Genomic DNA, 26,208 nt, shown 5'->3' with positions numbered 1-26,208 from the left:
CATTGGGCAGGCTTAGAAATTAGGTAGGCCCAAAAACTCAGTAAGACCAACTCGCTATGACCATTTCAACCGCTAATCTGCACAACTTTGACCCCAGCGGCGTGGGCCTCGACAACGGCAACCTCTACGGCTTGCCCTGCGACTACGACAGCGCTGGCATTATTGTCTTTGGGGTGCCGTGGGAGGCCACGGTGTCATACCACCAGGGCACCGCGCAGGGACCACGGCGCGTGCTAGAAGCCTCCCCCCAGCTCGACCTGTACGATCGCGATAACCCCGAGGGCTGGCGACAGGGCATTTACATGCCGCCCCTTCCCAGTCACCTGCTCGAACTCAACCAGCAGGTGCGAGAGTCGGCCAATCGAGTGATTCAGGCGACAGAGGAGGGGGTGCCGATCGCCACTCAGCCCCTGCTACAGACCGATCTCGACAACGTCAATCACGCCTGTGAGCAGATGACCGGCTGGCTCTATGCCCAGGCTACCGCTGCCCTCGACGCTGGCAAGCGAGTAGGGATAATTGGCGGCGACCACAGCGTACCGCTGGGGTACCTGCAGGCCCTGGCCGAGCGCTACCCTAACTTTGGCGTGCTGCACATCGATGCCCATGCCGACCTGCGCCATGCCTACCAGGGCTTTCGCTACTCCCACGCGTCGATTATGTATAACCTGCTAGGGCTGCCCCAGCTGAGCAAGCTGGTGCAGGTCGGCATTCGCGACATCTGCCACGACGAGGTCTCGCTGATTGAGCAGTCCCAGGGGCGCATTGTCACCCATTACGACTCGGTGGTGAAAGAGAACACTTATCGGGGTATACCCTGGATGCAGCAGTGCGAGGCGATTGTGGCGGATCTGCCCGAAAAGGTTTACGTGAGTTTCGATGCCGACGGCCTTGACCCCAAACTCTGCCCCAGCACCGGCACCCCGGTACCGGGCGGGCTAGAGCTAGAGGAAGTGTTTTGCCTGCTGCGCCAGGTGGTGCGCAGCGGACGGCAAATCATCGGCTTTGACCTCTCTGAAGTGGGCGACGGCGAGTGGGACGGCAACGTGGGGGCCAGGGCGGTGTATAAGCTCTGCTGTCTGATGGGGCTGGCAAATGGAACGGTCTAGTGGGTTGCTTCAGAAACCAAAGGATCCGCTCTCCCTCTAGACGCTCTTTTCCCTGAAGAAATAGACCTCGAGTAGAGATATTCGACCGAAGAAACGTCGTGGCATTATGATAAAAATGGCTGTGTTGTTTTGAGTCTTAAAAAACACCTATGGATATTTTGTCGTTTGGCTGGGTGGCGCTGCTGGTGACGTTTACGTTCTCTCTGTCGATGGTGATCTGGGGTCGCAACGGGTTCTAAACCCAATGCCTGTATAGCTATGGAAGCAACTCTGCAAGCTCAAGCCTTTAGCGTGTTAGCGACGATTGCCCTGGTGCTGATGGTCGTTGTCACTGGTGGTGTGGTGTACCTAACCGCTGCCGACTGGCGCGATCGCCGCCGTCGTAAAAACGACCAGCAGGCGACTCCCAAACGCCGCGCTAAGTCATAGCTTGGCCAACACCATGACCAATTCATCTGCCGCCCTCTCCAGGGCGGCTGGGGCACGGCAACTGGCGCTAAACGTGCTGCTTCAGGTACAGGCGGGAGCCTATGCCGATGTCGCTTTGCATCGCACCCTGGCTCAGGGGAATCTCAGCGAGAGCGATTCCCCTGGGGAACGCTCTGCGGAACGCGCCTTTGCCACCGAGTTGGTCTACGGCACTGTCCGTCGCCAGCGTACGCTGGATGCTCTAATCGACCAGTTGGGCACCCGCCCCGCTGACAAACAGCCCCCGGTGCTGCGGCTTGTGCTGCACCTGGGGCTTTATCAATTGCGCTACTTGACAGCCGTACCCGACTCAGCGGCGGTGAATACCAGTGTGGATTTGGCCAAAGCTAACGGGCTGGGTCGGCTCTCCGGCGTGGTGAATGGTCTGCTGCGTCAGTACATTCGTCAGGTTGAGGCAGGCACAGATCCGTTAGTTCTGCCCGATCAGCCTGTCGCTGCTCTGGGTATACAGCATAGCTATCCCGACTGGCTGGTGGCCCTCTGGCTCGACCAGCTTGGCCCCGAAGAGACAGACCAGCTTTGCCAGTGGTTTAACCAGGTGCCCTCGATTGACCTGCGGGTGAACCGTCAGCAGACCACGGTCTCCGCCGTAAAAACGGCCTTCGATGCCGCTGATATTGCCGTGGTAGCTATACCTGGGCTTTCCTACGGGCTGCGCCTGGTTAACCACCAGGGAGCGCTGAGCGATCTGCCTGGCTACGAAGCGGGCTGGTGGAGCGTGCAGGATGCCAGTGCTCAGCTGGTAGGGCTGCTGCTCGACCCGCAGCCGGGCAACAAGGTGCTAGATGTCTGCGCGGCCCCGGGGGGCAAGGCAACCCAGATAGCTGAAATGGTCGGCCCAGAGGGCAAGGTGTGGGCCTGCGATCGCGCCCCTTCCCGACTTAAAAAAACTGCCGCCAATGCCGCTCGCTTAGGCCTCACAAACCTGTACATCCACGCGGGCGACAGCACCGACTTGGCCCCGTTTCACCAGCAGTTTGACCGGGTGCTGGTGGATGCGCCCTGCTCGGGCCTGGGCACCCTGCACCGCCACGCCGATGCCCGCTGGCGGCAGACCCCAAGCAGCATTGTCGGGCTGGCCAAACTGCAAAACGCCCTATTGACCGAAGCGGCTCGCTGCGTCAAGCCCGGCGGCACCCTGGTCTACGCCACCTGCACGCTGCACCCCGCCGAAAACGAGGCGGTGATCGGCGCTTTTTGTCAAGCTCATTCTAGCTGGCGCATTCAACCTCCTGAGCCAGGGTTTGGGGGCGGGCTGGAGGCTGCTCCCCAAGGCTGGGTGCGGGTTTGGCCCCACCGCCACGGCATGGACGGCTTCTTTATGGTGAAGTTGCAGGCGACTTAGGGTTTAGACGAGGGCTTTGATTCTAGGCTGGTGGGCAGTGCCTACCCCGCAGTACGGCCTGCGGTTTCTGGATAGACGCTTAGCCAAAACCTCAGGCTTTTTCTTCAGCTTCCAGCTTTTCGCGCGACTCGCCCCAGTAGGCGCTGACGGTAATCACTTCCTGGCTACCTTTGATCTCTGAAGTCCAGCGGTAGACAGTGTTTTTAGGGTTTACACCCACTTCCAGCAGTTTGGCCCCCATGTAGTACTCCATTGAGTCGCGGGTGCGCTTCTTGAAGAAATCGGATTGATCTTTAGGCACCGTGCGCGAGAGGTGAGCCTGGGTATGTTTGGACTGGGCCATGATTATTCAGCGAAATCAGCAAAAATTGGTCAGATCGCTTTCTATGATAACTAGGGAATGAAACCCGGTGCAGACTCTATTGGTGGAGGAACGGGGAAACCGGGGAATAACAACCCTAGTAGTAGGCGATCGCTTGGAGATACTGCGGTGAGACAAACTAATCTTGGCCAGACCCTGCTGACGGTGCTGCTGCTGACGGCGATCGCGGGCTGCAACCCGCCGCCACCCTCCGGCTCAGCCGCACCCGAGGCCACCGCCGCCCCCGTCAGCGAGAGCGACTTGCCCGCCGACGAGGTAATTCTACAAACCGTGCTAGATCAGGCAGAAAGCCAGGATATCTGCGACGGGTTTTATCAGCCGGAGGTGGCCGAAGCCGAGTCGCAGGTGTATCGTTTGGGCGATCGCGCTCTGGTAGAGCTACAGTGTGCCACAGCCGCCTATCAGTCGGTCTATGCCTACGTGGCGGTGCAGCCTGACGGCAGCCTGCAGCCGCTGACCCTGGACCTGTTTTATCCCAGTGAGGCGGGGCCGTTCGAGCGCACCAGCGAGCCTACCGTGGGCGGTTTGACCAGCTTTGACCCAGAGACAGGTCTCTTGACGGTATTCAGCAAGGCGCGAGGCGTGGGCGACTGCGGCTCCTTAGCCGAATACCGCTGGACGGGAAATGAGCTGGAATTGGCCACCTTTCGCTACCAGGAATGCAGCGACTCGCCAGGGGAGTTTGTGGAGCCCGCCGACTATCCTCAGGTTTACCCTTAAAACCCCCAGGTGCGCCGGGGGCCGGTGTCGAGGTGAATGATGTTGGGAATGTTGCTGTAGATGCCGATGCCCCCCGGCCAGGAGAGCATGAGCGCGTTGGCCACCTGCCGACCGCTGAGCCCCTGCACCTGAATATCCGCCGCTTTGCCGTACAGGTGCTGACTGCGAGACGCTCCACCCACTGCCGCGTTGATCGCGGGCGGGCGATACCAGGAGGTAATGCGAAAAGGCCGATTGAGGCGATCGCGGGCGGGCTGCAACGCTCGCGCCAGACCAATAATGTTGTCAACGATCGCCTGGGTCTCAGGAATGCGGGTGGCGTCGCGGGTGGCCTCGCCCCAGGTAAAGCTGCCGCCGGGAATAATCGGCTGGTCGGTGTAAAAGGTGGAGGTGTTGCCCGGGAGCTTAAAGGGGCGGCCGACGTACTGTGGCGGCGGCGGTGGAGCCGGTGGCGGATAGACCACGACTCCAGCTTGCTCAACGCGGGCATGGCCCTGGAACACATACCAGGTATTGAACCCGTTGATGTCGTCTTTGACGTACTTGATGGTGAAGCGAATGTGCCCGTTAAACGAACCCTGGGCGTTGGCAAAGGCGTAGGAGCTGAGCACAATTGTGGTGCCCGGCGAGGCGGCCACCTGCTCGCTGGGAGCCAGCTGGCTGCTATCCACCGGGCGACGCTTGAATAGCGTGTTGGCGGTTACTCGCAGCACAAAGGCGTTGGGGTCTTCCCGCGGAAAAACGACGTCGCCGTCGAGGGTGACAAAGGCGTGGGGCGTATACACAAACCAGGTGCTTAGGCCGTTGACAAAGTCTTCGGTGTTGCGAATGGCGAACTTGATGTGGTTGTTGAAGTTGCCCTGGCTGTCGGCAAACGCGTAGGACTGCAGGTTGTAGGTCTGGCCTCGCGGCACGGCCACGGTTTCTTCTGGCGGCAGCAAACTGGAGTCTAGGGGGCGGCGTTTGAGCAGGGTGCTGGTGTTAATCCACAGCACAGGGCTGGTGGCTTGGTCTTCGTGGGGATAAACCACAACGCCGTCGGCCTCTACCTGAATATCCTGGGTGGGCACAAACCAGGTGTTGAAGCCGCCAATGGTGCGATCGCGCAGCGCCACTTTAATGTGGCCCTCAAAGCCGCCGTTGATGTCGGCGTAGGCGTAGGACTGGAGCGGGTAGAGGGTACCAGCTGCGATCGCGGCCTGTTCATTGGCGGCTAGCTGCGACGGCGGCTCGGGCCTAATCACAAAAACCGTGGGTCGATTTACCCGTAAAACCTGATTCACCCTGCTGTCCCCACTTGCGCCACGGCCTATCATATACCACCACTTTTCAGTCCTGAGACATCCTCCTAAGGGTGGGTGCAAGCCGCCGATCTTTCAGTCAATCGTATAGACCAGGTTCAATTGGCGCTGGTTCCAGACTCGGGCGCGTCACTCGTTCTGACCACCATCCCATGCCCCCAGCGCTGCCACGCTCGATTCCCCCAATACAGACCAGAGCAAGCTAAAGGCCATAACCAATAATGCTCGAGCCGTCGGCAATCAATCGAATTTAGGTAATTTATAGATAGTTTTCTCCCCTATGCTGGGAGAAGCTTTGCTTGTTTCGCTGGCTGTTTTTCTCCCTGCCCATGACTTCTGTACTACGCCTCAAGGCCAAACTCCCTACCCCCCTAGTTGCCCTTGCCGACCTGGCCTACGACTACTGGTGGAGCTGGACTGAGGAGCGAGTTTCGCTGTTTAGTACGATCGATCCGTCCCGATGGCAGGCCTGCGGCCACAACCCCGTCGCCCTGCTGGAAGCGGTGCCCCTGGAGCGCCTCTGGCAGGTGGCCGAGGATCCCTACTACCTGAACCGGCTGCGGCACCTGGTCAGCCAGTTTGAGGCCTACCGCCGCGAGGGGCACTCAGCGCAGCGGGGCAATCGCGGTCCCTGGGCCAGTCAGGTTGCGCCCCAGCTCAGCCCCGATCGCCCGGTGGCCTACTTCTGTATTGAGTTTGGTCTGCACGAGTCGCTGCCCCTCTACGCGGGCGGGCTGGGGGTGCTGGCGGGCGACAGCCTCAAGTCGGCGTCCGACCTGGGGGTGCCGATGGTGGGGGTGGGGCTGCTCTACCGCCAGGGCTACTTTCACCAGCACCTCAACCGCAGCGGCTGGCAGGAAGAACACTACGCCCACTGCGAAGTCAACCACCTGCCGATGGAGCTGGTGCGCGACGAGTTTGGCCAGCCGGTGACGATCAAGCTCGACATTCGCCAGCGGCCCGTGCGGGTGCAGGTGTGGCGGGTGCAGGTGGGGCGATCGCAGCTCTACCTGCTCGACACCGACCGCAGCGACAACGACCCCCTCGATCGCCGCATTACCAGCCACCTCTACGGCGGCAACCCTGAAACCCGGCTGGCCCAGGCGCTGGTGCTGGGCATTGGCGGCGTGCGCATGCTCAACGCCCTCGACATTGAGCCGATGGTGTACCACCTCAACGGCAGCCACGGGGCCTTTGGGCTGCTGGAGGTGGCCCTGCGCGACCTGCGCTACAGCGAGGCCGACTTTGAGGCGATCGCGGCCCAGGTGCGCCAGCGCAGCGTGTTCACCACCCATTCGCCCGTATCGGCGGCCAGCAACGTGTTCGCCGCCGACCTGATCGAGTCGTTTTTGGGCGGCTACTGGCCCCACCTGGGCCTGTCGCGGGAAGACTTTTTGGCCCTGGGCAACCGCCGCCCCGACGACCCCTGGGATTTATTTTCGATGACGGTGCTGGCCCTGCGCCTGAGCGGCAGGGCCAACGGTGTCAGCCCCCGCCACGGCGAGATCTGTCGGGAGATGTGGCAGGCCCTCTACCCCGATCGCGCGGTGGATCAGGTGCCGATCGGGGCGATTACCAACGGCGTCCATGCCGCCACCTGGACAGCTCCGCTGATGAGTGACCTCTACCGCCAGTACCTGGGCTACGACGACCCCACCCCGACCACCGACCCCAGCCGCTGGTCCAGGGTGGATGCGATTCCTGACGACCAGCTGTGGCAGCGACACAGCCTGCTGAAAGAGCGACTCATTGCCTACACCCGCGATCGCGTGCGCACCGCCCGCCACAGCCGGGGCGAGGCCGCCGACGAAATTGCCGCCGTCGATCGCCTGCTCGACCCCGAGGTGCTGACCCTGGGCTTTGGCCGCCGGTTTAGCCCCTATAAGCGCGGCGAGCTGCTGTTTAGCGACCTACACCGGGCCATTCGCATTTTGGCCCACCCCCGCCGCCCGATTCAAATTGTGTTTGCGGGCAAGGCCAACCCCAACGATGACGAGGGCAAGCGCATTATTCAGCGGCTGATGGAGTGGTGCCGCCACCCGGCCCTGCGCGATCGCGTCGCTTTTATCGAAGACTACGACATGGCGGTGGCCAAGCTGCTGCTGCCCGGCGTCGACCTGTGGCTCAACCATCCCCGTCGCCCCGAGGCCTCGGGCACCAGCGGCCAAAAGGTGGCCCTCAACGGCGGTCTCAACTGCGCCACCCTCGACGGCTGGTGGGCCGAGGCTTACCGCCCCGGAGGCGGCGGCCAGGTGGCCAACGGCTGGGTGATCGGCAAAGCCAGCCCCGACCCCGACAGCCAAAACCAGCAGGATGCCGACTCGCTCTACGACCTGCTGGAGCACCACATTGCGCCCCTGTACTACCAGCGCGATCGCGCCGGGCTGCCCCGCCAGTGGATCGCGATGATGAAGGCGTCGATTCACTCCTGCGCGCCCCACTACAACAGCGATCGCATGGTAGCCGAGTACCTCACCCAGATGTACGTGCCCAGCCCTGGCCCGGTGGCGGTTAGCTCTGTTTCGTCGTGAGTACGGTGTCTAAGCCCGTCTGGCAGGCCGATCTGCACCGTCCACCCCTGGCTAGCGACAGCGGCGCACCCCTGTGGGAACTGCTGCTGTGCAGCGACGACTTTGGTTTTAGCTACGGAGCCACAGCGCCCCAGGCCGCGATCAACAAAGCCTGGGTGACTGAGCAGATCGCGATCGCCATTCAAAAAGCGGGCGTGACGCCCAGCCAAATCCAGGTGTTTCGTCCCCAGGCTCTGTCGCTGCTGACCACCGCCTGCGAACCGCTGGGCATTGCCGTCGAGCCTACCCGCCACACCCCGGCCCTGCACCAGTGGCTACAGCAGCGGGCCAAGTGGTACCCCGCCCAGCCCAACGCCATCCCCATTCCCTATAACCCGCTGCACATCGAGTCGCCGCCCCCGGTGCCCCTGCCCGAGCAGCTGTGGGGAGACCGCTGGGGCTTTACCGCCCTGTCGGCCTACGACTTTGAGCAAACCCTGCCCTACGAACCCATCCCCCTGCGCCATCTGCCTGACAACCTAATGCCCTCGCGCCTGGGCCTGGCCAGCACGACCCCTATTCCTGGGGTGGTGGTAGATGCGGGGCGGCAGGCAATGGCCCTGGCCCAGTGGATTCAGGCCCACTCCCCCGCCTGGTTGAGCTACCTGCGGGGAGAACCCGACGGGCTGATTCTGGAGGCTGGACTGAGCGATCGCTGGGTCTTCACCACCTTTAGCGACGCCGATGTATCCCAGGCCGGGCAGCGGTTTGAGCAGCGCAAGCGGGACAGTCGGGGCCTGCACTTTTTGCTGGTGCGCCCCGACGGCTCGGGCATGACTACCACCGGTCTGTGGCTTTTACAACAGTCTCCCTGAAGGATGTTAGGTTCATCCCAGACGGACGCTTCGACTCCGCTCAGCGACCGATTCCTGAGCGGAGTCGAAGGTGTTCCCTGAGCGGAGTCGAAGGTGTTCCCTGAGCGGAGTCGAAGGGAGCGATCATCTACCAAAAGAGCATTTCCCTAATCCTGCTCTTTTTTGCCGAAGCCCACTGAACTGAGGATTTGTCGAGGATCGGTTATTGCGACTTACCGACCGGCGCTAACAGCGGTAATCTGGCTGGGTTAGCACTCGCACGCAGTGAGTGCTAAGTTTGTCTCTGGAGAGCTGAAAGACAGGACATGGCAAAACGAGTTTCCTTTGATGAGGCGTCGCGGCAGGCCCTCGAAAAAGGCGTCAACGCCCTAGCTGACGCTGTTAAAATTACCCTCGGTCCCAGGGGGCGCAACGTTGTGCTCGAGAAAAAGTACGGGGCACCCCAGATCGTCAACGACGGCATCACCATTGCCAAAGAAATTGACCTAGAAGATCCCTTCGAGAATCTGGGTGCGCGCCTCATGCAAGAGGTGGCTTCTAAGACCAAAGACCTGGCGGGCGACGGCACCACCACCGCCACCGTACTGGCCCAGGCCATGGTTAAAGAGGGTCTCAAGAACGTGGCCGCTGGCACCAACCCCGTCAGCCTACGGCGCGGTATCGAGAAGGCTGTAAACGCTCTGGTGAGCGAAATTGCCGCCGTGGCCAAGCCCGTCGAAGGCAACGCTACCATTGCTCAGGTCGCTACAGTGTCCGCTGGCAGCGACGAAGAAATCGGCCACATGATCGCCGAAGCCATGGACAAAGTCACCAAAGACGGCGTCATCACGGTGGAAGAATCCAAGTCGCTCTACACCGAACTGGACGTTGTCGAAGGGATGCAGTTCGATCGCGGCTATATTTCTCCCTACTTCGTCACCGACCAGGAGCGCATGGTGACCGAACTCGACAACGCCCGCGTGCTGATTACCGATAAAAAAATCGGCTCCATTCAGGATCTGGTCTCGGTGCTGGAGCGCGTCGCCCGTGAGGGTGCCCCCCTGCTGATCATTGCTGAAGACATCGAGGGCGAGGCTCTGGCTACCCTGGTGGTCAACAAGGCCCGTGGCGTGCTGAATGTCGCCGCTATCAAAGCGCCTAGCTTTGGCGATCGCCGCAAGGCCATGCTGCAAGACATCGCCGTGCTCACGGGCGGTCAGGTGATCTCCGAAGAAGTGGGCCTCAGCCTCGACACCGCTGACCTGTCGATGCTGGGCACCGCCACCAAGGCCACCATCACCAAAGACACCACCACCCTGGTTTCCGACGCGGGCAACAAGGGCGACATCGACAAGCGGATCGCTCAGATTCGCCAGGAGCTAGAGCGCACCGACTCTGAGTACGACAAAGAAAAGCTCTCCGAGCGGCTGGCCAAGCTGGCGGGCGGCGTTGCCGTGATCAAAGTTGGGGCCGCCACCGAAACCGAACTCAAAGACCGCAAGCTGCGCATTGACGACGCCCTCAGCGCCACCAAGGCGGCTGTTGAAGAAGGCATCGTCCCCGGCGGTGGGGCCACCCTGCTGCACCTGGCCCCCAAGCTAGAGGCGCTCAAGGCCTCCCTCAGTGCCGAAGAGGCCATTGGCGTTGACATTGTCATGCGGGCGGTGGAAGCGCCCCTGCGCCAAATCGCCGACAATGCTGGCCAGCAGGGCTCGGTCATCGTCGAAAAGGTAAAAGCGATGGACTTCCCCATGGGCTACAACGCCCTCACGGGTGCCTACGAAGACCTGATTCAGGCCGGTATTATCGACCCGGCTAAGGTCGTGCGATCGGGCCTGCAGGATGCCGCCTCGATCGCGGGCATGGTGCTCACCACCGAAGCCCTGGTGGCCGAAATTCCTGAGCCTCCTGCCCCCGCTGGCGACCCTGGCATGGGCGGTATGGGCGGCATGGGCGGCATGGGTGGCATGGGCGGCATGGGTGGCATGGGCGGCATGGGCGGCATGGGCGGCATGGGCATGATGTAGCCCGCCACCGGTCATCCCCCAGACGGCCATCTCTGAATAAATGCTTAACCTCTAGGGGTGCAGCTACGGCTGTGCCCCTATCCTTTTTAAGTGGCAAAAACTAGTGGAGTAAGGTGATGTCGCAGCAAGGACACAATTTAGACTCTGAGGCGACCTCGCCAAGCTCACTGCCATCGGCGGCGGATAGTTTTGGCGCGGCGACGGTCAAGCCCAGCGGCCCCCACTGCGACCTCGCCCCTGTTGTCGATCGCGATGGCGACGGCCTGTTTGAATACCGATATTCGCCCCCTGGCGCGCTTCCCGGGACGCTGAGGATTCCCCCCGATGCCCTGCCCACGGAGCTGTTTTTGATTGACTACGGCCCCGATGCCGTGCGCACCGCCACCATCGACCATCCTGAGGAGTGCTCTGCGCTGGGGGTAAGCGACAGTGTGACCTGGCTTGACGCTCGCGGGCTGGGCACCGAAAAAACGCTGATCGACATGGGCCAGACCTTCGGCCTGCATCCGCTGCTGCTCGAAGACATTGTCAACGTGCCCCACCGGCCCAAAATCGACTTTTACGACGACAAAATTTTGATCATTATGCAGATGGTGCGGCCCAAGCCTTCGGGCACCGGGGTTGGCAGCGAGCAGGTCAGTTTTGTGCTGGGCCAGGGGTTTTTGATCACCTTTCAGGAAGAGCCCGAGTGGGATTCCTTTGGTCCGGTGCGCGATCGCATCCGTCGGGGTACCGGCACCATTCGCCGCCAAAACGCCGCCTACCTGGCCTACGCCCTGCTCGACACCATCGTTGACAGCTTTTTCCCGGTGCTAGAGGTAATTGGCGAAACCCTCGAAGAACTGGAAGAAGAAGTGGTCGCTAACCCAACCAGCGCCACAATCAAAAAAATTCACCGCATGCGCCGGGGGCTGATGAAGCTGCGCCGCTACATCTGGCCCCAGCGCAGCGTGATCAACAGCCTGATCCGCGACAGCGACGAGCTGATCAGCCAGGAGGTGCGCGTCTACCTGCAAGACGTGTACGACCACATTGTGCAGGTGGTCGACATCATCGAAAACTACCGCGAGATCGCCTCCAGCCTGATGGATGTCTACCTGTCCTCCATCAACAACCGCATGAATGAAGTGATGAAGCTGCTGACGGTAATCTCCTCAATTTTTATTCCGCTCACCTTTATTGCCGGGGTCTACGGCATGAACTTTAATACCGAAGCCTCACCCTTCAACATGCCCGAGCTGGGCTGGTACTGGGGCTACGTGATCTGCCTGGGGGTAATGGGGGCGATCGCCGTGCTGCAAGTCTACTTTTTCTGGAAACGCGGCTGGTTTGACAATTTTTCAGCGACCAAACGTTGATACCATAACAACGCCCACAACCCCGCACCACAATGGATCTCAAAGCCCACATTCGCGACATTCCCGACTTCCCTCAGCCCGGCATTTTGTTTCGCGACATTACGCCGCTGCTGGCTAACCCCACCGCCATGCAGTACAGCATTAATGTATTTGCCGAAAAAGTGGCCGAGCACCGCCCCGACTACATCGTGGGCATTGAGTCGCGGGGCTTTATATTTGGCATGCCGCTGGCCTACAAGCTAGGGGTAGGGTTTGCCCCGGTGCGTAAGCCCGGCAAGCTGCCCGCCGCGGTACATCAGGCCAGCTACGCGCTGGAGTACGGCAATGACACCCTGGAACTGCACCAGGACGCGTTTCCGGCGGGCAGCCGAGTGCTAATTGTCGACGACCTGATTGCAACCGGTGGCACCGCCGCCGCCACCGCCCAGCTGATTGAGAAAACCGGCTGCACCGTCGCCGGGTTCGGCTTTGTGATTGAGCTGGCGGGCCTAAACGGGCGCACCAAGCTGCCCGATGTGCCCATCACCGTCCTGTTGCAATATTAGATGCCCCTCACGTTGACAGGGCCAATAGCATTTGCCCCTGCCGATGGCCTTTGTGAAACCAGGGTTGTCTGATTCAAATTTGGGATCGCTTTAATCCAGCGATCGCAGCTGCGGTAGGGTGGGCACTGCACGACCAGAGAGGGCGGCCCCGATATCCCCTGAGTCTGAGTCTGGCTCTCACTCCTGGGGTGTCAGGGCCAGGGCATAGCGCAGGCAGCGCATCACCACAAACCACAGCACCGCCACCACCAGCACCAGGCCCACTCGGTTCAGCCACCAGCTTGACTCCAGCGCCAGAGCGTTAAACGCCGCATGGGAGAGAATCGCCGCCAGCAGACCGTTGCGCACCAGCCCCCGTCCCTGGCCCGGGGGCGAAAACTTGGCTAACCCCAGGCCATAGCCCCACAGCGACGACCACAGCGCCTGACCTGGGGCCGACAGCAGCCCCCGCAGGGCAAACATCGTCAGCACCGCCGTCCAGGCCGAGGCATTGACGGCGGCACCCGGCACCCCCAGCCGAGCCACAGCAAAGTAGGCGTAGAGCATTGAGCCAATTACCTCCAGGGTGGCAAAGCCCAGGCCAGCAGCGGCGGCAAAAATAAGGCCGTCGACAGGTTCGTCGAACTCTGGGTGGTTGTATACCCCCCGCTTGACCACCCAGAACTTAGCTAGTTCGGCTAGCACGGGCACCACGGCGATCGCCATCAGCCAGCTCGGCAACGGCACCAACTGCCGCACCAAAAAGACCGGCACATAGGCCAATATCCCCAGCAGGTAAAGCTTGAGCACCAGCCCGCGCGGCTCAGGGTTAAGTTTGTCGCGGGTGTAGAAAAACCAGAGCAAAAACGCCAGCGGTGCCAGGGCCAGGGCGACAATGCCCACCACCGTAGCCAGCACGTTCGGATCGCTCGCAAGATTCGCCATAGCCAGACTGTTGGGGTAAATCGCCCCTGAATCATACATCGGTGGGCGGGGGGAGGTGAGTGAATGGGTGGATGGGTGGATGGGTAGGTGGATGAGGACGCGAAGCGGCTGCCCGTAGGATTCGGAATAGATAAATTCAAAATTTTGTGAGTCCTTCAGACTGGCTTCGCCTACGCGCAGCGTCTTCGGAGGAGAAATTTTGAATTTTGAACTCCCCCTTCACCTCCTTCACCTTCCCCACTTCCTCATCCTCCTCACCTTCCCCATCTCCCTCACCACCTTCTCTATCTCCTCACCAACAAAGACCACAATCTTTGTAAGATAGGGTTTCACGGCAACCATTGAGGTGGCAAACGGTTCATGCAGGATGTGTTGGTCATTGGCGCGGGGCCAGCGGGGTTATCGCTGGTGGCAGCTCTGGCAGAGGCAGGGCTGGCGGTGCAGGGGTTGGCCCTGAACGATCCGGCACAGCCCTGGCCCAACACCTACGGCATTTGGGTTGACGAACTCGAAGATTTGGGTCTGGCGCAGTTTCTAGAGCACCGCTGGAAAGATTGTGTGGTGCATGTCAACGGCGGTGAGCTGCCGCTGCACCGCGAGTACGGCCTGTTGGACAGAGACCGCCTGCAAACCCACTGGCTGGCCCAGGGCAACCAGCACCAGGTGATCTGGCATCAGGGCAAAGCCTGCCGGGTCGAACACTTTCCCACCCATACTCAAATTACCACTGAGGCTGGAGACACTCTCACGGCCCGTTTGGTGGTCGATGCCACCGGTCACAGGGCGGCTCTGGTGCAGCGCCCAGAGGCGTCAGAGGTAGCCTTTCAGGCGGCCTACGGCATTGTAGGACGATTTTCCAAGCCCCCCACGGATCCTCAGCAGATGGTATTCATGGACTTTCGTGACGACTACCTACCCCCAAGCGATCGCCAGGAGCCACCCACCTTTCTCTATGCGATGGATCTGGGCGACGACGTGTATTTTGTCGAAGAGACTTCTCTGGCCCACCACCCGGCGATCGCAATGGAGACTCTCAAGCAGCGGCTGTACCAGCGCTTACACCACCGGGGCATTGAGGTCAAAGATATTCACCATGTGGAGCAGTGCCTGTTTCCGATGAATCAGCCACTGCCCGATTTTACCCAGCGAGTGGTGGGCTTTGGTGGCGCGGCCAGTATGGTGCATCCAGCCTCGGGCTATATGGTGGGGGCACTGCTGCGGCGCGGTCCGGGGCTGGCCAATGCGATCGCCGCCGCGCTCAGCTCACCCCAAACCACCTCGGCCCAGGCCGCGCGCCAGGCCTGGGAAGCGCTGTGGCCCGCCGAACGCGTCCGCAAGCACTACCTCTATCTGTTTGGCCTCGAAAACCTGATGGCCTTTGATGCGCCCCAGCTGCACCAGTTTTTTGCCGCTTTCTTTAGTCTGCCCACCGACGACTGGGCGGGCTTTTTGGCCGATAGTATGACCTTGCCCGAGGTGGTGCTGGCTATGATTGGGCTGTTTGGCCGCGCCCCCAACCCGGTGCGGCTAGGGCTGATGCGATCGGTCTTTAGCCACGGCCACCTGCTGGGGCGTACCCTGATGAGCTAATTCGAGACATGACGTATACTCAGGGGTTATACCCCTCATCCAAGTTCAGACGCGGAGTTCTGCCAGTGAGATAACTTCGGTAGCACAACTCTAGATCCGGCGCTGAGCTTGGTACCAGCCAGGCCGATTCAGACCATTAGCGTCTAAGGGCTGCTAGGGTATAGCCGGAGATCATAGCTCGGCTAACTTCTGCACCTAATGTGGGCAACCTGACTGTATTCCACGGGTAGCCGCGCTGTTTTTACCCGATTGTTGTACCTGTCGCTGTTGAGTCCATTATGGAGAATCCTTTTATGGCTGAGTCACCCAACGCCGCTGCGGCCCAACCCGCCCCGCCGCCGCCGCCCAGACCTCCCCAGTCGGCGGCTCAGGCCCAGGCTACTGCTCAGGCTCGCGCCCAGGCGGCTGCCCGCGCCGCTGGTCAGGCGGCTGCCCAGGCGGCTGCCCAGGCGGCCGGTCATCAGGCTCCAGTGGCTCCGCCCCCGCCCCCAGCGGCTCCGGCGGCAGCGGCTCCGGCTCCGGGGCAGGCTCGCCATCGACCCGCTTCACCGCCCCCAATGCCCAAGGCGGCTGACACCCTCAAGGTCAGCAGTGGGCTTACCCTCGAAAAAATTGTGCGTGAGGCCTTTGACAAAGGCTTTTCTGACATCCACCTGGGAGTAGGTGAAATCCCCAGGTTCCGCGATCGCGGCGATATTTCGCTCACCGAATACCCCGCCACCGACGAAGCCACCTTCTACAGCTGGCTGTCAGAGATCCTCAAGCCCGAAGAAATTCAAGAATTTCGCCAAACCCTCGACTTTGACGGGGCGGCCCAGTACGACTTCACCCGTATCCGGATCAATATTTTTGATTCGCTGCGCGGCCCGGCGATGGTGCTGCGTTTGATTCCGGTAAAAATTCTCACCCTCGACCAACTGGGCTTCTCGCCCATCTTTCGCGACGTGTGCCATTACCACAAAGGCCTGGTGCTGGTGACTGGGCCTACGGGTTCGGGTAAATCGACCACGATGGCGGCGATGATTGACTACGTCAATACGGAGATGCCCAAAAACATCATCACCATCGAAGACCCGGTAGAATTTGTGCACACCAGCCGGCGATCGCTGATCAAACAGCGGGAAGTGGGCATGCACACCCAAAAGTTTGACAACGCCCTCAAGGCCTCCCTGCGGGAAGACCCCGACATCATTCTGGTCGGTGAAATGCGGGACAAAGAGACGGTGAATACCGCCCTCAAAGCAGCTCAGACGGGTCACCTGGTAATGGGCACCCTACACACCAACAGCGCCGTCAAGACCGTAGAGCGGATTCTCAACCTCTACGAACCCGAGCAGCAGGCCCCCGTGCGGGTTTCCCTGGCGGAGTCGCTGGTGGCCGTCATTGCCCAGGGCCTCTGCCGCACCACCGACGGCAAGCGGGCCGCCTTCCACGACATCCTGATCAACACCGACGCCATCAAAGACTACATTCTGCGCGGCCAGCTCGACGAAGTCGAAGCGCTGATTCCCAAATGTACCTTCGACGGCATGTGCACCATGAACCAGTCGCTCTACGCCCTCTACGAGTCGGGGCGCATTACCGAAGAGACCGCGCTGGAAATGTCGCCCAAGCAAAACGAAATGGCCCAAATGCTGCGAGGCCGTGTCTAACTCCGCGATGTCTGACTTGGTTGCCCCCAGCTTTAAGGGTATTGCCCTGTTTACCCCTGGGGGCGACTGTGTTTATTGCCTAGACGAGCAAAAGCGCGCTCACTGGCATCTAGACCTGTGTGCCGCTCTGCAAACGCATCTGGGGCTGGCCGAGCCACCCTATTTTTTGCTGCCCTGCTTTACGGCCACCGTAGACCGCTGGGTCAACCCTACTACCCAGGTACCGGCTATGGTGGCTGAAGCCTACCCGCGCGCGCTGCGGTTTCAACCCCTGCTCAACGCTTTGTTTGGCCTGGGGCAGCTCCAGTGGCAGCCCAACTACAGCAGCGCCGAAGCATGTTCTGTGGCGCTCATCGAGTCGTATCGGCCCACTTTTCCGCAGCTGTGGGAATGCCATGACTTGATTATGAGGGTTGAGCAGGCCGCTGAGGTGTCAGAAGCTCCTTTGCCCGCCGATACACTCGATGCTCCCAGCGCAGGGCCTCAGCCCCACTGCTTCAAACTGTTTGTCAGCGGCACCGATACTGCGGCCACTGAGAGAATGCTGCGGTTTTTGTACACCACCCTGGAGTCGGCTCTGCCCAGCGCCTACACCCTACAGGTGATCGACGTGACTACTCACCCCGGTGAGGCCGAAGCGGCCCACATCTCAGCTACGCCAACCCTGATTCAGGTGTGGCCGGAGCCGGTGCGGCGGGTAGTTGGCAACGTGCTGAGCCAGGAGCAGATGGCGCTGCTGCTGGCCTAGTTTGAGCTAGTTTTGAGCGGTGCAATCCGATAGCACTACGGTGTTGTCAACCTCAACTAGAACGTTTTCGCCCTTATTCCACAGGGTTGTAGTGCCGTCGCTATAGCGTGCCCCCGAGGCCGCCTCGGTAGCGGGCAGGGTAATCGGGTCTTGGTTGGGTAGGGTAACGATCGCCTCATCTGCACCGATAAACTGAGCGGTAATCGTCTCGCCGCCGGGGCACTCAAATACCACGGTTGCGTCGGTGGTTGTGGTTTCATCGGTGGCGGTATCGTCGCCCGTAGGGGAGGTCGTGGTGCAGCCAGCTAGGGTCAGTCCGGCTAAAGCCGCCGCTATTACCGCTGTGTTGAGTAAAGATTTCATCGTGAGTATCTCCAAACGTAAATTTAAGGGGGATAAACCAGCCAAAGCAGGACAAAAACCTTTAGTTTTTGTTGGCCGCATTGATTGCCAATCGCTATCCTAGCGACCCCTATGACTAGCCAGGAGAGCAGCTTAGCCACTTTTGCTGACCGTCTAGCGATCGCTTAGCGATCAAATTGTGGGCAGCTTAGTAAAAAGACAGCCCAGATGATTGCGTAGAATGGTCTCTCGCCTGACAATAGGCAGAAAAATGGGTCTGCTACGACGGCTTTTAGTCAGAGGCTCTGGCTGGTCGCTACTGGTTTTAACCTGTTTGGCTAGACTACGCCCACCCTGGTCCCCAAAGCTGCGTGAGGGTTATATCGCTGCCCCAGTGCCCACCTAATTCCTTGAGCTAGTTATTTATGTCGATAAAAAATATTATTTCCCTGGGTCTGCTGCTCTTCATTCCAATCTCGATCGCAGCAGAACGACTGGAGTGGGGTGCCCTGGCGGTATTTGCTCTATCAGCGCTGGCCATTGTGCCCCTGGCGATTTGGCTGAGCACCGCTACCGAAGAGCTGGCTGTGGTTACAGGCCCCACCATTGGCGGCTTAATCAATGCCGTCTTTGGCAACGCCACCGAGCTGATTATTGCGCTGGTTGCTCTCAAAGCGGGTTTGATCGGCATTGTAAAGGCCAGCATTACCGGCTCAATTTTGGCCAACCTGCTGCTGGTGCTGGGGCTGTCGATGTTCTTTGGCGGGCTGCGCTACAAAGAGCAGGAGTTTAACCGCAACGTGGCGGGCATCAACGGCAGCACTATGGCCCTGGCGGTGACGGCAATTGTGCTGCCGGCCATGGTAATCAACACCTCCAACATCGTCGAGCCGACCGCCATTAGCCGCCTGTCGCTGACGGTGGCGGTGGTAATGATTGTGGTCTACGGGCTGACGCTGCTGTTTTCCCTCAAAACCCACAGCTACCTCTACGACGTGGGGGTGAGCGATGCTGAGGGCGAGCACGGCGCAGAGGCGCACGGTGAAGGCGAAAAGCCCAACGTGGTGCTTTGGCTAGGGGTGCTGCTAGCCGCTACCATTGGGGTAGCGGTTGAGTCAGAAATTTTTGTGGGCGCGGTGGAAGAAACGGCCAATATGCTAGGGCTGACCGACCTGTTTACCGGGGTGATTTTGCTGCCCCTGGTGGGCGGTGCGGCGGAATACGTGACCGCCGTGCGGATGGCGGTGAAGAACAACATGGATTTGTCGGTGTCGATCGCCATGGGGTCGAGCCTGCTGGTGGCGCTACTAGTGGCCCCGATTCTGGTGATCATCGGCTACTTTATTGGCCAGCCGATGGACTTGAACTTTGGCCCCTTTGAGGCGATCGCGGTCGTAATTGCCGTTGCGGTGGTGAACCTGATTAGTCAGGACGGCAAATCGAACTGGCTGGAAGGGGTGCTGCTGCTCTCCACCTTTGCCATTTTGGGGGCGTCGTTTTTCTTTCACCCGGTGTAGGCAGACCGGGTAAGAATGTGGGTCTCAATGTCGCGGACGCTCAGCGGCGGGTAAAAGAGATACCCCTGACCCAGCGTACAGCCGAGCTGCCGCAGGTGGTCTAGCTGCTGGCGGGTTTCGATGCCCTCGGCAACAACGGTTAGTTCTAGCTGGTCGCTCAGCGAAATGATGGTGCTGACGATCTTAAAATTGCGGCTGTTCTCGTCCATTTGGCTGACAAAAGAGCGGTCAATTTTGAGGTCGTTGAGGGGAAAGCGGTGGAGCGAACTCAGGGACGAATAGCCGGTGCCAAAGTCATCAACGCTGATGCGAATGTGGCGCGATCGCAGCTGTTCCATCAGGTCGATGGCCACATCGGCGTTTTCGAGCAGGGCGCTTTCGGTAATTTCTAGCTTGAGGCTGCTGGGGTCAACGCCCGTTTCGGCCAGCACGCGGTCAATGTCGATCAGCAGGGTGGGCGAGGCAAACTGGCGCACCGATAGATTGACGCTGATGGTCAGGTCTTTCCAGCCCTGCTGGTGCCAGGTCAGCAGCTGCTGGCAGGCCTGATGCAGCACCATAATACCCACGGGCACAATTAGCCCGGTTTCTTCCATGCAGGGAATAAACTCGTCGGGTGAAACCATGCCGCGATCGGGGTGCCGCCAGCGCACCAGCGCCTCAAAGCCGCACACCGTCTCAGTTTTTAAGTCAACAACGGGCTGGTAGTAAGCCACAAACTCCTGGTTGTCGAGGCCACGGCGCAGGTCTGTCTCCAGGGTGAGGCGCGCTAGCATCGCCACAGACATTTGGCAGTCAAAGATCTGGCAGCAGTTTTTGCCCCGCAGTTTGGCTTTATACATAGCCGTGTCGGCGTCCTGCAGGGGCTCTTCTGGGTGTTGGTAGGCGCTGTTGCCCAGGGCTATCCCCAGGCAGGCGGTCATAAAAATTTCGCAGTCGCCGATCATAAACGAACTGGCAAAGCTCTGGAGTACCGTGCGAATAAAGGGCTCTAGATCGGCTTCACAGTCAACATGACGCAGCAAAAAGCAAAATTCGTCTTCGCCCAAGCGTGCCAAAATATCGCTGGGATGTAAAAGCTGCTGCAAGCGCTCAGCGATCGCCAGCAGGAGCTGATTGCCGACGGCGTGGCCAAAGGCACTGTTGACGAGTTTGAACTGATCGCAGTCCAGGTAGACTACCGCAAAGGAGAAACATTTGGCCCGCAGGATCTCGTCCAGCTGCTGGAGCAAAAAAGTACGGCTGGGTAGCTGAGTGAGGGCATCGCGGTTGAGGCTGGCCTGCAGCTGGGCCGTGCGCTCCTGCACGGTTTTTTCTAGGCTGGCGTTGAAGGTTGCCAGCGCTTTGTACTGCTGGCGAATGCGCAGCATCGATCGCACCCTGGCGGTTAGCTCTAGCCGAGTGACTGGCTTGCCAATAAAATCGTCGGCCCCAGCCGTGAAGCAGCGGGCTAAATCGGCCTTAGAGGTGAGGGATGTCACCATAATGATGGGTACTGCCTGCCACTGGGGCATGGCTTTGATGCGCTGGCAGACCTCCAGCCCGCTCATGCCCGGCATCATGACATCGAGCAAAATGACATCGGGTTGAAAGAGGTCGAGCGCCGCGAGGGCCGCTGCCCCACTGGCTGCGTAGTGCAGCTGATAGGCTTGAGCCTGCTTGGAAAATGTCTCTTCTGCTGCGTCGATGGCGAGCAGGGTCTCAATCACTTCAAAGTTGCTGGGCTCGTCATCAACGATGAGAATTGAGTGAGGGTAAGCAGAGGACATAAACGCATCAATTGGGCTATTTGAGCAAATAAAGCGATCGGCTCTCGGTTTATGAGCGACGAGGCTTTGATTGTTCTCTAGAAGCTTTTTTAGCATTCCCCTACAGCGTTCCCAAACGCCTCTGCGAAGGCTGTTTACGCTAGAGAAGCAGCTAAAGTTATAGAGAAGTCCGAAAAATATCAGGAATGCAAGTAGCAGTCTAAATATCTGTTTTTTGGCAGAAGTCGCCTAATTTCGTCGATCTTTAGAACAGTACCAGACGCTTTTGGGCTGGAAAAAAGACCCAATTAACGACTTTAGAACGCCAACATGTCATAACAAGCTATAGCTCCAAGCGCTTTAAATCCTTCAATTTATAGACTTTAATCTATATTCAGGCTTTAGCCATTAAGCGCATTGCGGCGCAATGTAACCGCTCTTAGGTCACCCAGAGATGGTGCGCTGGCGGATACTTATATTTATAGGAGATACTGAGGTCTTTGGTTGAAAGAAAGTTGCCGATTGCCTCAATAAAGTCTTATTCCTAGATGTGCCAATGACGCAGCTGAGGCGGAATCTAGGGCAATCTGTTTTTAGCGTAATTTCCCGCTGCTTTATATTCCCCCCATGCACTATCCTTTTGTTGGTATTACTGCCTCGGTATGCGGCGATACATCTGTTGCCGATGCGCTACGGATTATGGGTGGTAGTCAACCGCAACTTCCCTGTGTTTTTGTGGCTGACGGGGCAAATTTAGCGGGTGTTTTTACTGAGCGCGATCTGATACCGCTGGTCGTTCAGGGGCGATCGCTCAGCGATTTGCCCATTGCTGTAGTGATGCGATCGCCGGTTGTCACAGTGCGGCAGGCTGACCTGGGCGACCTCTCGATGTTGATGCAGCAGCTAGATCAGCACGCTACCGATCACCTGGCTGTTCTAGACGATCGCGGTGGGCTGGTGGGGGTGGTTACCCGAGAGCGCCTGCAGCCTCACCTGTGGCAGGTGCTCCAGGAACAGCAGGCGTTAGCCGCCTCCCTTAGCAACCGAGATAGACAGTATCAATCCTTGACCCAGGCGCTGCCCGACTTGATCATGCGAACCTCGGCGGCGGGTATCTATCTTGACTGCGTTTTGTCCCCTAGCTCAAATGTTCACTGCGGCAACGTCTTCCTGCCGGGCAAGCGGCTCGATGAGATTCTTCCACCCGAGTTAGCGTCTCTGCGCTTAAGTCATATTCAGCAAGCACTTCGGACGGGGGAGCTGCAAATTTACGAACAGCAGATTGCTATCAACGGCAGCCTCCGCACCGAGGAAGTTAGAATCAACCCCTGCGGTGCCGACGAGGTGCTGGTTGTGGTGCGCGATATTACCGATAGCAAAGCGCTAGAAGCCACCAACCGCGCCATTGTCGACGCCATCCCCGATCTGCTGGTGCGAATCAACCGGCAGGGGCAATATCTGGGCATACTCAGCGGTGGCTCGGTTAAAAAAGTGCTGCTGCCCCCCTCAGTCTCACCCAGCTACACCGTTTACGATGTCTTGCCTCAGTCTTTGGCCGATCAAAAAGTTTGGGTGGCGCAACAGGCCATTGAGACCGGGACCGTACAGGTTTACGAGCAACAGCTTGAGATCGATGGCGAGCTGTTTTGGGAAGAAGTGCGGGCTAGCCCGATTAACGGTGATGACGTGTTGTTTGTGATTCGCGACATCAGCGATCGCCGCCGGGCCGAAATTGCTCTCCAGGCTCTAAACCGCGAGCTGGAGGAGCGCGTCGCGCAGCGCACCGCCGCCCTGCGCGAAAGCGAAGAGCGCTGGCAGCTGGCTATCCGAGGCAGCAACGCCTCTCTGTGGGATCTTAACTTGATCACCGGAGAGACGTTTCGCACCGAGCGCTGGAAGGAGCTGCGGGGGCTATCGGCGCTAGAAGACAGTAGCCAGGCCGTATGGCTGAATAGCCTTCATCCGGACGATCGCGATCGCGTTCTGGCCGCCTTTAACGATCACCTGGCCCAAAAAACTCCCTTCTACGAGGTCGAGTACCGCATTCGGCACCAGGCCGGTCACTACCTCTGGATTCTCGATCGCGGTCAGGCTCACTGGGATGACAGCGGCAACCCCGTCCGCATTATTGGCTCAGAAACCAACATCGATCGCCGCAAGCGGGCCGAAGAGCAGCTGCTCAAGAACGAAGCGCACCTGGCGGCGGCCCAGCGTGTTGCTCGCCTGGGCAGCTGGGAGTTTAACCCGTATACCTACGCCATTGACTGGTCAGCCGAAACCTACCGGATTTTTGGTCGAGCTGCTGAGGCCGGGCCGCCCACCTTTGCCGAATTTCTTGAGTATGTGCATCCCGACGATCGCGTTGAGGTCGAGCAAAAGACCCAGGCGGTAATCGATCAGGGCCAGCCATTTGAGGCTGAATACCGCCTTTTTCATCCCGATGGCAGCCTGCACTACGTGCTGTCGCGGGCCGAACTGGTGCATCGAGAGACTGGGCAACCGCTGGCGCTGGTGGGTACGGTGCTCGATATTAGCGATATTAAACGGGTCGAAGCGCAGCTGCGCTACAGCCAGGCTGCCCTGGCCGAAGCTCAGCGCATGGTGCATTTGGGCAGTTGGGAACTGGATGCGATCACCCAAGAGTTGACTTGGTCAGACGAACTCTTTCGCATTCTGGGCTTTGACCCCAGTGATCCTGAACCGGCCTACGCCGAGCACTTTAATTACTTTCCGCCGGAGGATCGCGATCGCCTGCAGCAGTACCTCAACCGGGCTATGCAGGCGGGCATGCCCTACGAGATCGAGCTGCGATTCGTTCGGCCCGACGGCGCTCTTGTCTACCTGGAAGCGCGCGGCAGCGTCAAACGCAACGACCAGGGGCAGGTGGTCAAAGTGTTTGGCACCGCCCTCGATATCACCGATCGCAAACTGGCTGAACTGGAGCGGCAGAAGCTGTCTGAGCGCCTGAGCCTGGCGCTCAACTCCGGCGCGATCGGCTGCTGGGAGTGGGATATTCAGCAAAACACCATCTTTTGGGATGAGCGCATGTATGAGCTTTACGGGCTCTCTAGGGCTGATTTTGGCGCTAATGCTGACGCCACCTGGGCCTACAGGTTTTGGGCCGACAGCGTGCATCCCGACGATCTGCTGGCGGCAGAGGCACTGTTGCAGCAGGCCGTACTGGGGCAAGCGACTTACGACCCTGAATTCCGCGTGCGGCATCCCGACGGCAGCATTCACCACATCAAAGCCTACGGCAAGGTGCGGCGCGATGCAGAGGGCAATCCCAAAAGCATGATTGGGGTGAACTTCGACATCAGCGAGCGCAAGCAGGCTGAAGAACGACTCCAGCAGATCAACGAGCGCCTGGTCTTGACCAACGCCGAACTGGACCGCGCCACCCGCCTCAAAGACGAGTTTCTAGCCAGCATGAGTCACGAGCTGCGCACGCCGCTGAACGCTATTTTGGGCATGGCTGAGGGGTTAAAAGAGCAGGTTTTTGGCCCGATCAATGACAGCCAAAGCCAGGCGCTCAGCACCATCGAGCGCAGCGGCCTGCACCTGCTAGACCTGATTAACGATATTCTCGATCTATCTAAGGTTGAAGCCGGCAAGCTAGAGCTAGAGCCCGTGGCGGTGAACGTAAAGCAGCTCTGCGAGTCGAGCCTGAGCTTTGTCAGGCAGATGGCGTTTTCAAAGAATGTTGGCCTCAGTTTAGAAAGCCTTCGCTCAATGCCTGACATCGCAGTAGATGAACGGCGAATTCGTCAGGTTTTGATCAATTTGCTCAGCAATGCGGTGAAATTCACGCCCGCTGGTGGGCAGGTCACCCTCAGGGTCGAGGTTGAATCGCAGGGCTCTGAGAGCGCCTTTAGAAATCTGCTGAAACTGTCTGTTACCGATACGGGCATTGGCATTGCCTCAGAAAATCTGGCCAAACTGTTTCAGCCCTTTGTTCAAATTGACAGCAGCTTGAGCCGTCAGTATACGGGTACTGGTCTCGGTCTCGCCCTCGTGCGCAAGATCGTCGAACTTCACGGCGGCAGCGTGTCGGTTACCAGCGAGGTCAACCAGGGCAGCTGCTTCACCATTACGCTGCCCTACCTGAGCGAGGCGGGCCTAGATGCGACCGTCAGCTCAACTGCCCCTGCCCAGCCCCTCGATACCAACAATACCTGTGTGCTGGTGATCGAAGACTCGGTTGAAGCGGCCGGCATTTTGGCTCGCTATCTGCAAGAGCAAGGGCTGGAGGCCATTGTCTGCCCCAGCGGCGATCGCGTTATGGAGGAGGTCGTGCAGACGCGCCCCGCCCTGATTATTCTCGACATTCTGCTGCCCGATCGCTCGGGATGGGACGTGCTGCGACAGCTCAAAGCTTCGCCTCAAACCCAGGCTATTCCGGTAATTGTCGTATCGGTAGTAGACGAGCGCTCCTACGGGTTGTCGCTGGGGGCATCTGACTATTTGGTCAAGCCCATCACTCGCCAGCAGCTCCAGCAGACCCTAGAAAGTCTGCAGCAAAGCCACCCCGCCCCGCTGTCGCCTGCCCTGATTGTCAGCCTGCCCGATCTGGTTCACCAGCCGGTAGACCGACCGCTGATTTTGCTGGCAGAAGACAACGACATGAACGTGGCCACTATTTCAAGCTTTCTCACGGCCTCGGGGTATCGCCTGATCTACGCCAAAAATGGCCAGGAGGCGGTCGAGCTGACCCAAACTCAAGCGCCAGATTTGATCCTGATGGATATTCAAATGCCCGGTATGGATGGCCTCCAGGCGATGCAGCTGATTCGCAGTGAGGCTCGATTTGCCACGTTACCCATTATTGCCCTGACGGCCCTGGCCATGCCCGGCGATCGCGATCGCTGCCTGAAGGCCGGTGCCAACCAGTATCTGCCCAAGCCTGTCAAAATGAAGGAGCTGAAGGCTCTAATTCAGCGGCTGCTGGCGCTATAGCGGGCTTTGCAACAAACCTGATCCCGCTCATCTACAGCCAGAGTCACCCAGGTTAGGACATCGATAAAAAGCCTAAAAACATTCAAAGGTT

Annotated in this window: 20 protein-coding genes; 15 read left to right on the top strand and 5 right to left on the bottom strand. The window is 59.4% G+C overall.

Annotation, left to right across the window (positions count from 1 at the left end; all coding sequences use genetic code 11):
- The first annotated feature begins 56 nt into the window (after positions 1 to 56).
- The 4 genes from ACQ4N7_RS18075 (at position 57) to ACQ4N7_RS18060 (ending at position 2,943) form a co-directional block, all read left to right on the top strand.
- On the top strand, positions 57 to 1,109 hold the full coding sequence (locus tag ACQ4N7_RS18075) for an agmatinase family protein (protein WP_430712889.1): 1,053 nt from the start codon (positions 57 to 59) through the stop codon (positions 1,107 to 1,109).
- A gap of 149 nt (positions 1,110 to 1,258) precedes the next feature.
- Positions 1,259 to 1,348 (top strand): cytochrome b6-f complex subunit PetN, encoded by a 90-nt coding sequence (petN, locus tag ACQ4N7_RS18070; protein WP_106868429.1) that lies wholly within the window; start codon positions 1,259 to 1,261, stop codon positions 1,346 to 1,348.
- 19 nt (positions 1,349 to 1,367) lie between these two features.
- Positions 1,368 to 1,538: a hypothetical protein gene (locus ACQ4N7_RS18065; RefSeq protein ID WP_430712888.1), complete on the top strand. Its 171-nt coding sequence runs from the start codon at positions 1,368 to 1,370 to the stop codon at positions 1,536 to 1,538.
- Positions 1,539 to 1,551: 13 nt separating this feature from the next.
- On the top strand, positions 1,552 to 2,943 hold the full coding sequence (locus ACQ4N7_RS18060; RefSeq protein WP_430712887.1) for a 16S rRNA (cytosine(967)-C(5))-methyltransferase: 1,392 nt from the start codon (positions 1,552 to 1,554) through the stop codon (positions 2,941 to 2,943).
- Positions 2,944 to 3,034: 91 nt separating this feature from the next.
- Here the strand turns inward: ACQ4N7_RS18060 and ACQ4N7_RS18055 are convergent, their stop codons facing one another.
- On the bottom strand, positions 3,035 to 3,286 hold the full coding sequence (locus ACQ4N7_RS18055; protein WP_430712886.1) for a hypothetical protein: 252 nt from the start codon (positions 3,284 to 3,286) through the stop codon (positions 3,035 to 3,037).
- Between the two features lie 147 nt (positions 3,287 to 3,433).
- On the opposite strand from ACQ4N7_RS18055, the gene ACQ4N7_RS18050 reads away from it, so the two are divergent.
- Positions 3,434 to 4,045 (top strand): DUF1176 domain-containing protein, encoded by a 612-nt coding sequence (locus tag ACQ4N7_RS18050; RefSeq protein WP_430712885.1) that lies wholly within the window; start codon positions 3,434 to 3,436, stop codon positions 4,043 to 4,045.
- Here ACQ4N7_RS18050 and ACQ4N7_RS18045 read toward each other — a convergent pair.
- Positions 4,042 to 5,328: a YcbK family protein gene (locus ACQ4N7_RS18045; protein WP_430712884.1), complete on the bottom strand. Its 1,287-nt coding sequence runs from the start codon at positions 5,326 to 5,328 to the stop codon at positions 4,042 to 4,044. The two genes, ACQ4N7_RS18050 and ACQ4N7_RS18045, sit on opposite strands and share 4 nt — an antisense overlap.
- 347 nt (positions 5,329 to 5,675) lie before the next feature.
- Here ACQ4N7_RS18045 and glgP point away from each other — a divergent pair, with 347 nt between their 5' ends.
- From glgP to ACQ4N7_RS18020, 5 genes are all read left to right on the top strand, one after another.
- A complete protein-coding gene (gene glgP, locus ACQ4N7_RS18040) occupies positions 5,676 to 7,877 on the top strand; it encodes an alpha-glucan family phosphorylase (protein WP_430712883.1) in 2,202 nt (733 codons plus the stop codon).
- A 5-nt stretch (positions 7,878 to 7,882) separates the two neighbouring features.
- On the top strand, positions 7,883 to 8,731 hold the full coding sequence (locus ACQ4N7_RS18035; RefSeq protein WP_430712882.1) for a Tab2/Atab2 family RNA-binding protein: 849 nt from the start codon (positions 7,883 to 7,885) through the stop codon (positions 8,729 to 8,731).
- Between the two features lie 305 nt (positions 8,732 to 9,036).
- Positions 9,037 to 10,737, top strand: coding sequence for a chaperonin GroEL (gene groL / locus ACQ4N7_RS18030; protein ID WP_430712881.1), 1,701 nt, complete (start codon positions 9,037 to 9,039; stop codon positions 10,735 to 10,737).
- Positions 10,738 to 10,853: 116 nt separating this feature from the next.
- Positions 10,854 to 12,095 carry a magnesium/cobalt transporter CorA gene (gene corA / locus ACQ4N7_RS18025; RefSeq protein ID WP_430712880.1) on the top strand — a complete coding sequence of 414 codons (1,242 nt, stop codon included), beginning with the start codon at positions 10,854 to 10,856 and terminating at the stop codon, positions 12,093 to 12,095.
- A 32-nt stretch (positions 12,096 to 12,127) separates the two neighbouring features.
- Positions 12,128 to 12,640 carry an adenine phosphoribosyltransferase gene (locus tag ACQ4N7_RS18020; RefSeq protein ID WP_430712879.1) on the top strand — a complete coding sequence of 171 codons (513 nt, stop codon included), beginning with the start codon at positions 12,128 to 12,130 and terminating at the stop codon, positions 12,638 to 12,640.
- A 177-nt stretch (positions 12,641 to 12,817) separates the two neighbouring features.
- Here the strand turns inward: ACQ4N7_RS18020 and ACQ4N7_RS18015 are convergent, their stop codons facing one another.
- Complete coding sequence (locus ACQ4N7_RS18015) at positions 12,818 to 13,564, bottom strand: PrsW family glutamic-type intramembrane protease (protein WP_430712878.1); 747 nt, start codon at positions 13,562 to 13,564, stop codon at positions 12,818 to 12,820.
- A 360-nt stretch (positions 13,565 to 13,924) separates the two neighbouring features.
- On the opposite strand from ACQ4N7_RS18015, the gene crtL reads away from it, so the two are divergent.
- The 3 genes from crtL (at position 13,925) to ACQ4N7_RS18000 (ending at position 17,554) form a co-directional block, all read left to right on the top strand.
- Entirely contained in the window at positions 13,925 to 15,154 is a 1,230-nt protein-coding gene (gene crtL, locus ACQ4N7_RS18010; protein WP_430712877.1) for a lycopene beta cyclase, read from the top strand.
- Between the two features lie 293 nt (positions 15,155 to 15,447).
- Complete coding sequence (locus tag ACQ4N7_RS18005) at positions 15,448 to 16,806, top strand: type IV pilus twitching motility protein PilT (protein ID WP_430712876.1); 1,359 nt, start codon at positions 15,448 to 15,450, stop codon at positions 16,804 to 16,806.
- 7 nt (positions 16,807 to 16,813) lie between these two features.
- Positions 16,814 to 17,554 carry a circadian clock KaiB family protein gene (locus ACQ4N7_RS18000; RefSeq protein ID WP_430712875.1) on the top strand — a complete coding sequence of 247 codons (741 nt, stop codon included), beginning with the start codon at positions 16,814 to 16,816 and terminating at the stop codon, positions 17,552 to 17,554.
- A 6-nt stretch (positions 17,555 to 17,560) separates the two neighbouring features.
- Here ACQ4N7_RS18000 and ACQ4N7_RS17995 read toward each other — a convergent pair whose 3' ends face one another.
- Positions 17,561 to 17,917: an MliC family protein gene (locus tag ACQ4N7_RS17995; protein ID WP_430712874.1), complete on the bottom strand. Its 357-nt coding sequence runs from the start codon at positions 17,915 to 17,917 to the stop codon at positions 17,561 to 17,563.
- A 404-nt stretch (positions 17,918 to 18,321) separates the two neighbouring features.
- Here ACQ4N7_RS17995 and cax point away from each other — a divergent pair, with 404 nt between their 5' ends.
- Positions 18,322 to 19,413 (top strand): calcium/proton exchanger, encoded by a 1,092-nt coding sequence (gene cax / locus ACQ4N7_RS17990; RefSeq protein ID WP_430712873.1) that lies wholly within the window; start codon positions 18,322 to 18,324, stop codon positions 19,411 to 19,413.
- On the opposite strand, the gene ACQ4N7_RS17985 is transcribed toward cax, so the two are convergent.
- Positions 19,401 to 21,182 (bottom strand): two-component system response regulator, encoded by a 1,782-nt coding sequence (locus tag ACQ4N7_RS17985; protein ID WP_430712872.1) that lies wholly within the window; start codon positions 21,180 to 21,182, stop codon positions 19,401 to 19,403. The genes cax and ACQ4N7_RS17985 overlap by 13 nt on opposite strands.
- Positions 21,183 to 21,788: 606 nt before the next feature.
- On the opposite strand from ACQ4N7_RS17985, the gene ACQ4N7_RS17980 reads away from it, so the two are divergent.
- Complete coding sequence (locus ACQ4N7_RS17980) at positions 21,789 to 26,117, top strand: PAS domain-containing protein (protein ID WP_430712871.1); 4,329 nt, start codon at positions 21,789 to 21,791, stop codon at positions 26,115 to 26,117.
- The last annotated feature ends 91 nt before the right edge of the window (positions 26,118 to 26,208 follow it).

The sequence above is a fragment of the Nodosilinea sp. AN01ver1 genome (genome assembly GCF_050565655.1).
Taxonomy (GTDB): Bacteria; Cyanobacteriota; Cyanobacteriia; order Phormidesmidales; family Phormidesmidaceae; genus Nodosilinea.
This window is presented reverse-complemented; position numbering and strand designations above follow the sequence as displayed.

Excerpts from the sequence above, each read along its gene's own strand:
- ACQ4N7_RS18075 (WP_430712889.1), top strand. The coding sequence starts at position 57 with ATGACCATTTCAACCGCTAATCTGCACAACTTTGACCCCAGCGGCGTG.
- petN (WP_106868429.1), top strand. The coding sequence starts at position 1,259 with ATGGATATTTTGTCGTTTGGCTGGGTGGCGCTGCTGGTGACGTTTACG.
- ACQ4N7_RS18065 (WP_430712888.1), top strand. The coding sequence starts at position 1,368 with ATGGAAGCAACTCTGCAAGCTCAAGCCTTTAGCGTGTTAGCGACGATT.
- ACQ4N7_RS18060 (WP_430712887.1), top strand. The coding sequence starts at position 1,552 with ATGACCAATTCATCTGCCGCCCTCTCCAGGGCGGCTGGGGCACGGCAA.
- ACQ4N7_RS18055 (WP_430712886.1), bottom strand. The coding sequence starts at position 3,286 with ATGGCCCAGTCCAAACATACCCAGGCTCACCTCTCGCGCACGGTGCCT.
- glgP (WP_430712883.1), top strand. The coding sequence starts at position 5,676 with ATGACTTCTGTACTACGCCTCAAGGCCAAACTCCCTACCCCCCTAGTT.
- groL (WP_430712881.1), top strand. The coding sequence starts at position 9,037 with ATGGCAAAACGAGTTTCCTTTGATGAGGCGTCGCGGCAGGCCCTCGAA.
- corA (WP_430712880.1), top strand. The coding sequence starts at position 10,854 with ATGTCGCAGCAAGGACACAATTTAGACTCTGAGGCGACCTCGCCAAGC.
- ACQ4N7_RS18020 (WP_430712879.1), top strand. The coding sequence starts at position 12,128 with ATGGATCTCAAAGCCCACATTCGCGACATTCCCGACTTCCCTCAGCCC.
- ACQ4N7_RS18015 (WP_430712878.1), bottom strand. The coding sequence starts at position 13,564 with ATGGCGAATCTTGCGAGCGATCCGAACGTGCTGGCTACGGTGGTGGGC.
- crtL (WP_430712877.1), top strand. The coding sequence starts at position 13,925 with ATGCAGGATGTGTTGGTCATTGGCGCGGGGCCAGCGGGGTTATCGCTG.
- ACQ4N7_RS18005 (WP_430712876.1), top strand. The coding sequence starts at position 15,448 with ATGGCTGAGTCACCCAACGCCGCTGCGGCCCAACCCGCCCCGCCGCCG.
- ACQ4N7_RS18000 (WP_430712875.1), top strand. The coding sequence starts at position 16,814 with ATGTCTGACTTGGTTGCCCCCAGCTTTAAGGGTATTGCCCTGTTTACC.
- ACQ4N7_RS17995 (WP_430712874.1), bottom strand. The coding sequence starts at position 17,917 with ATGAAATCTTTACTCAACACAGCGGTAATAGCGGCGGCTTTAGCCGGA.
- cax (WP_430712873.1), top strand. The coding sequence starts at position 18,322 with ATGTCGATAAAAAATATTATTTCCCTGGGTCTGCTGCTCTTCATTCCA.
- ACQ4N7_RS17985 (WP_430712872.1), bottom strand. The coding sequence starts at position 21,182 with ATGTCCTCTGCTTACCCTCACTCAATTCTCATCGTTGATGACGAGCCC.
- ACQ4N7_RS17980 (WP_430712871.1), top strand. The coding sequence starts at position 21,789 with ATGCACTATCCTTTTGTTGGTATTACTGCCTCGGTATGCGGCGATACA.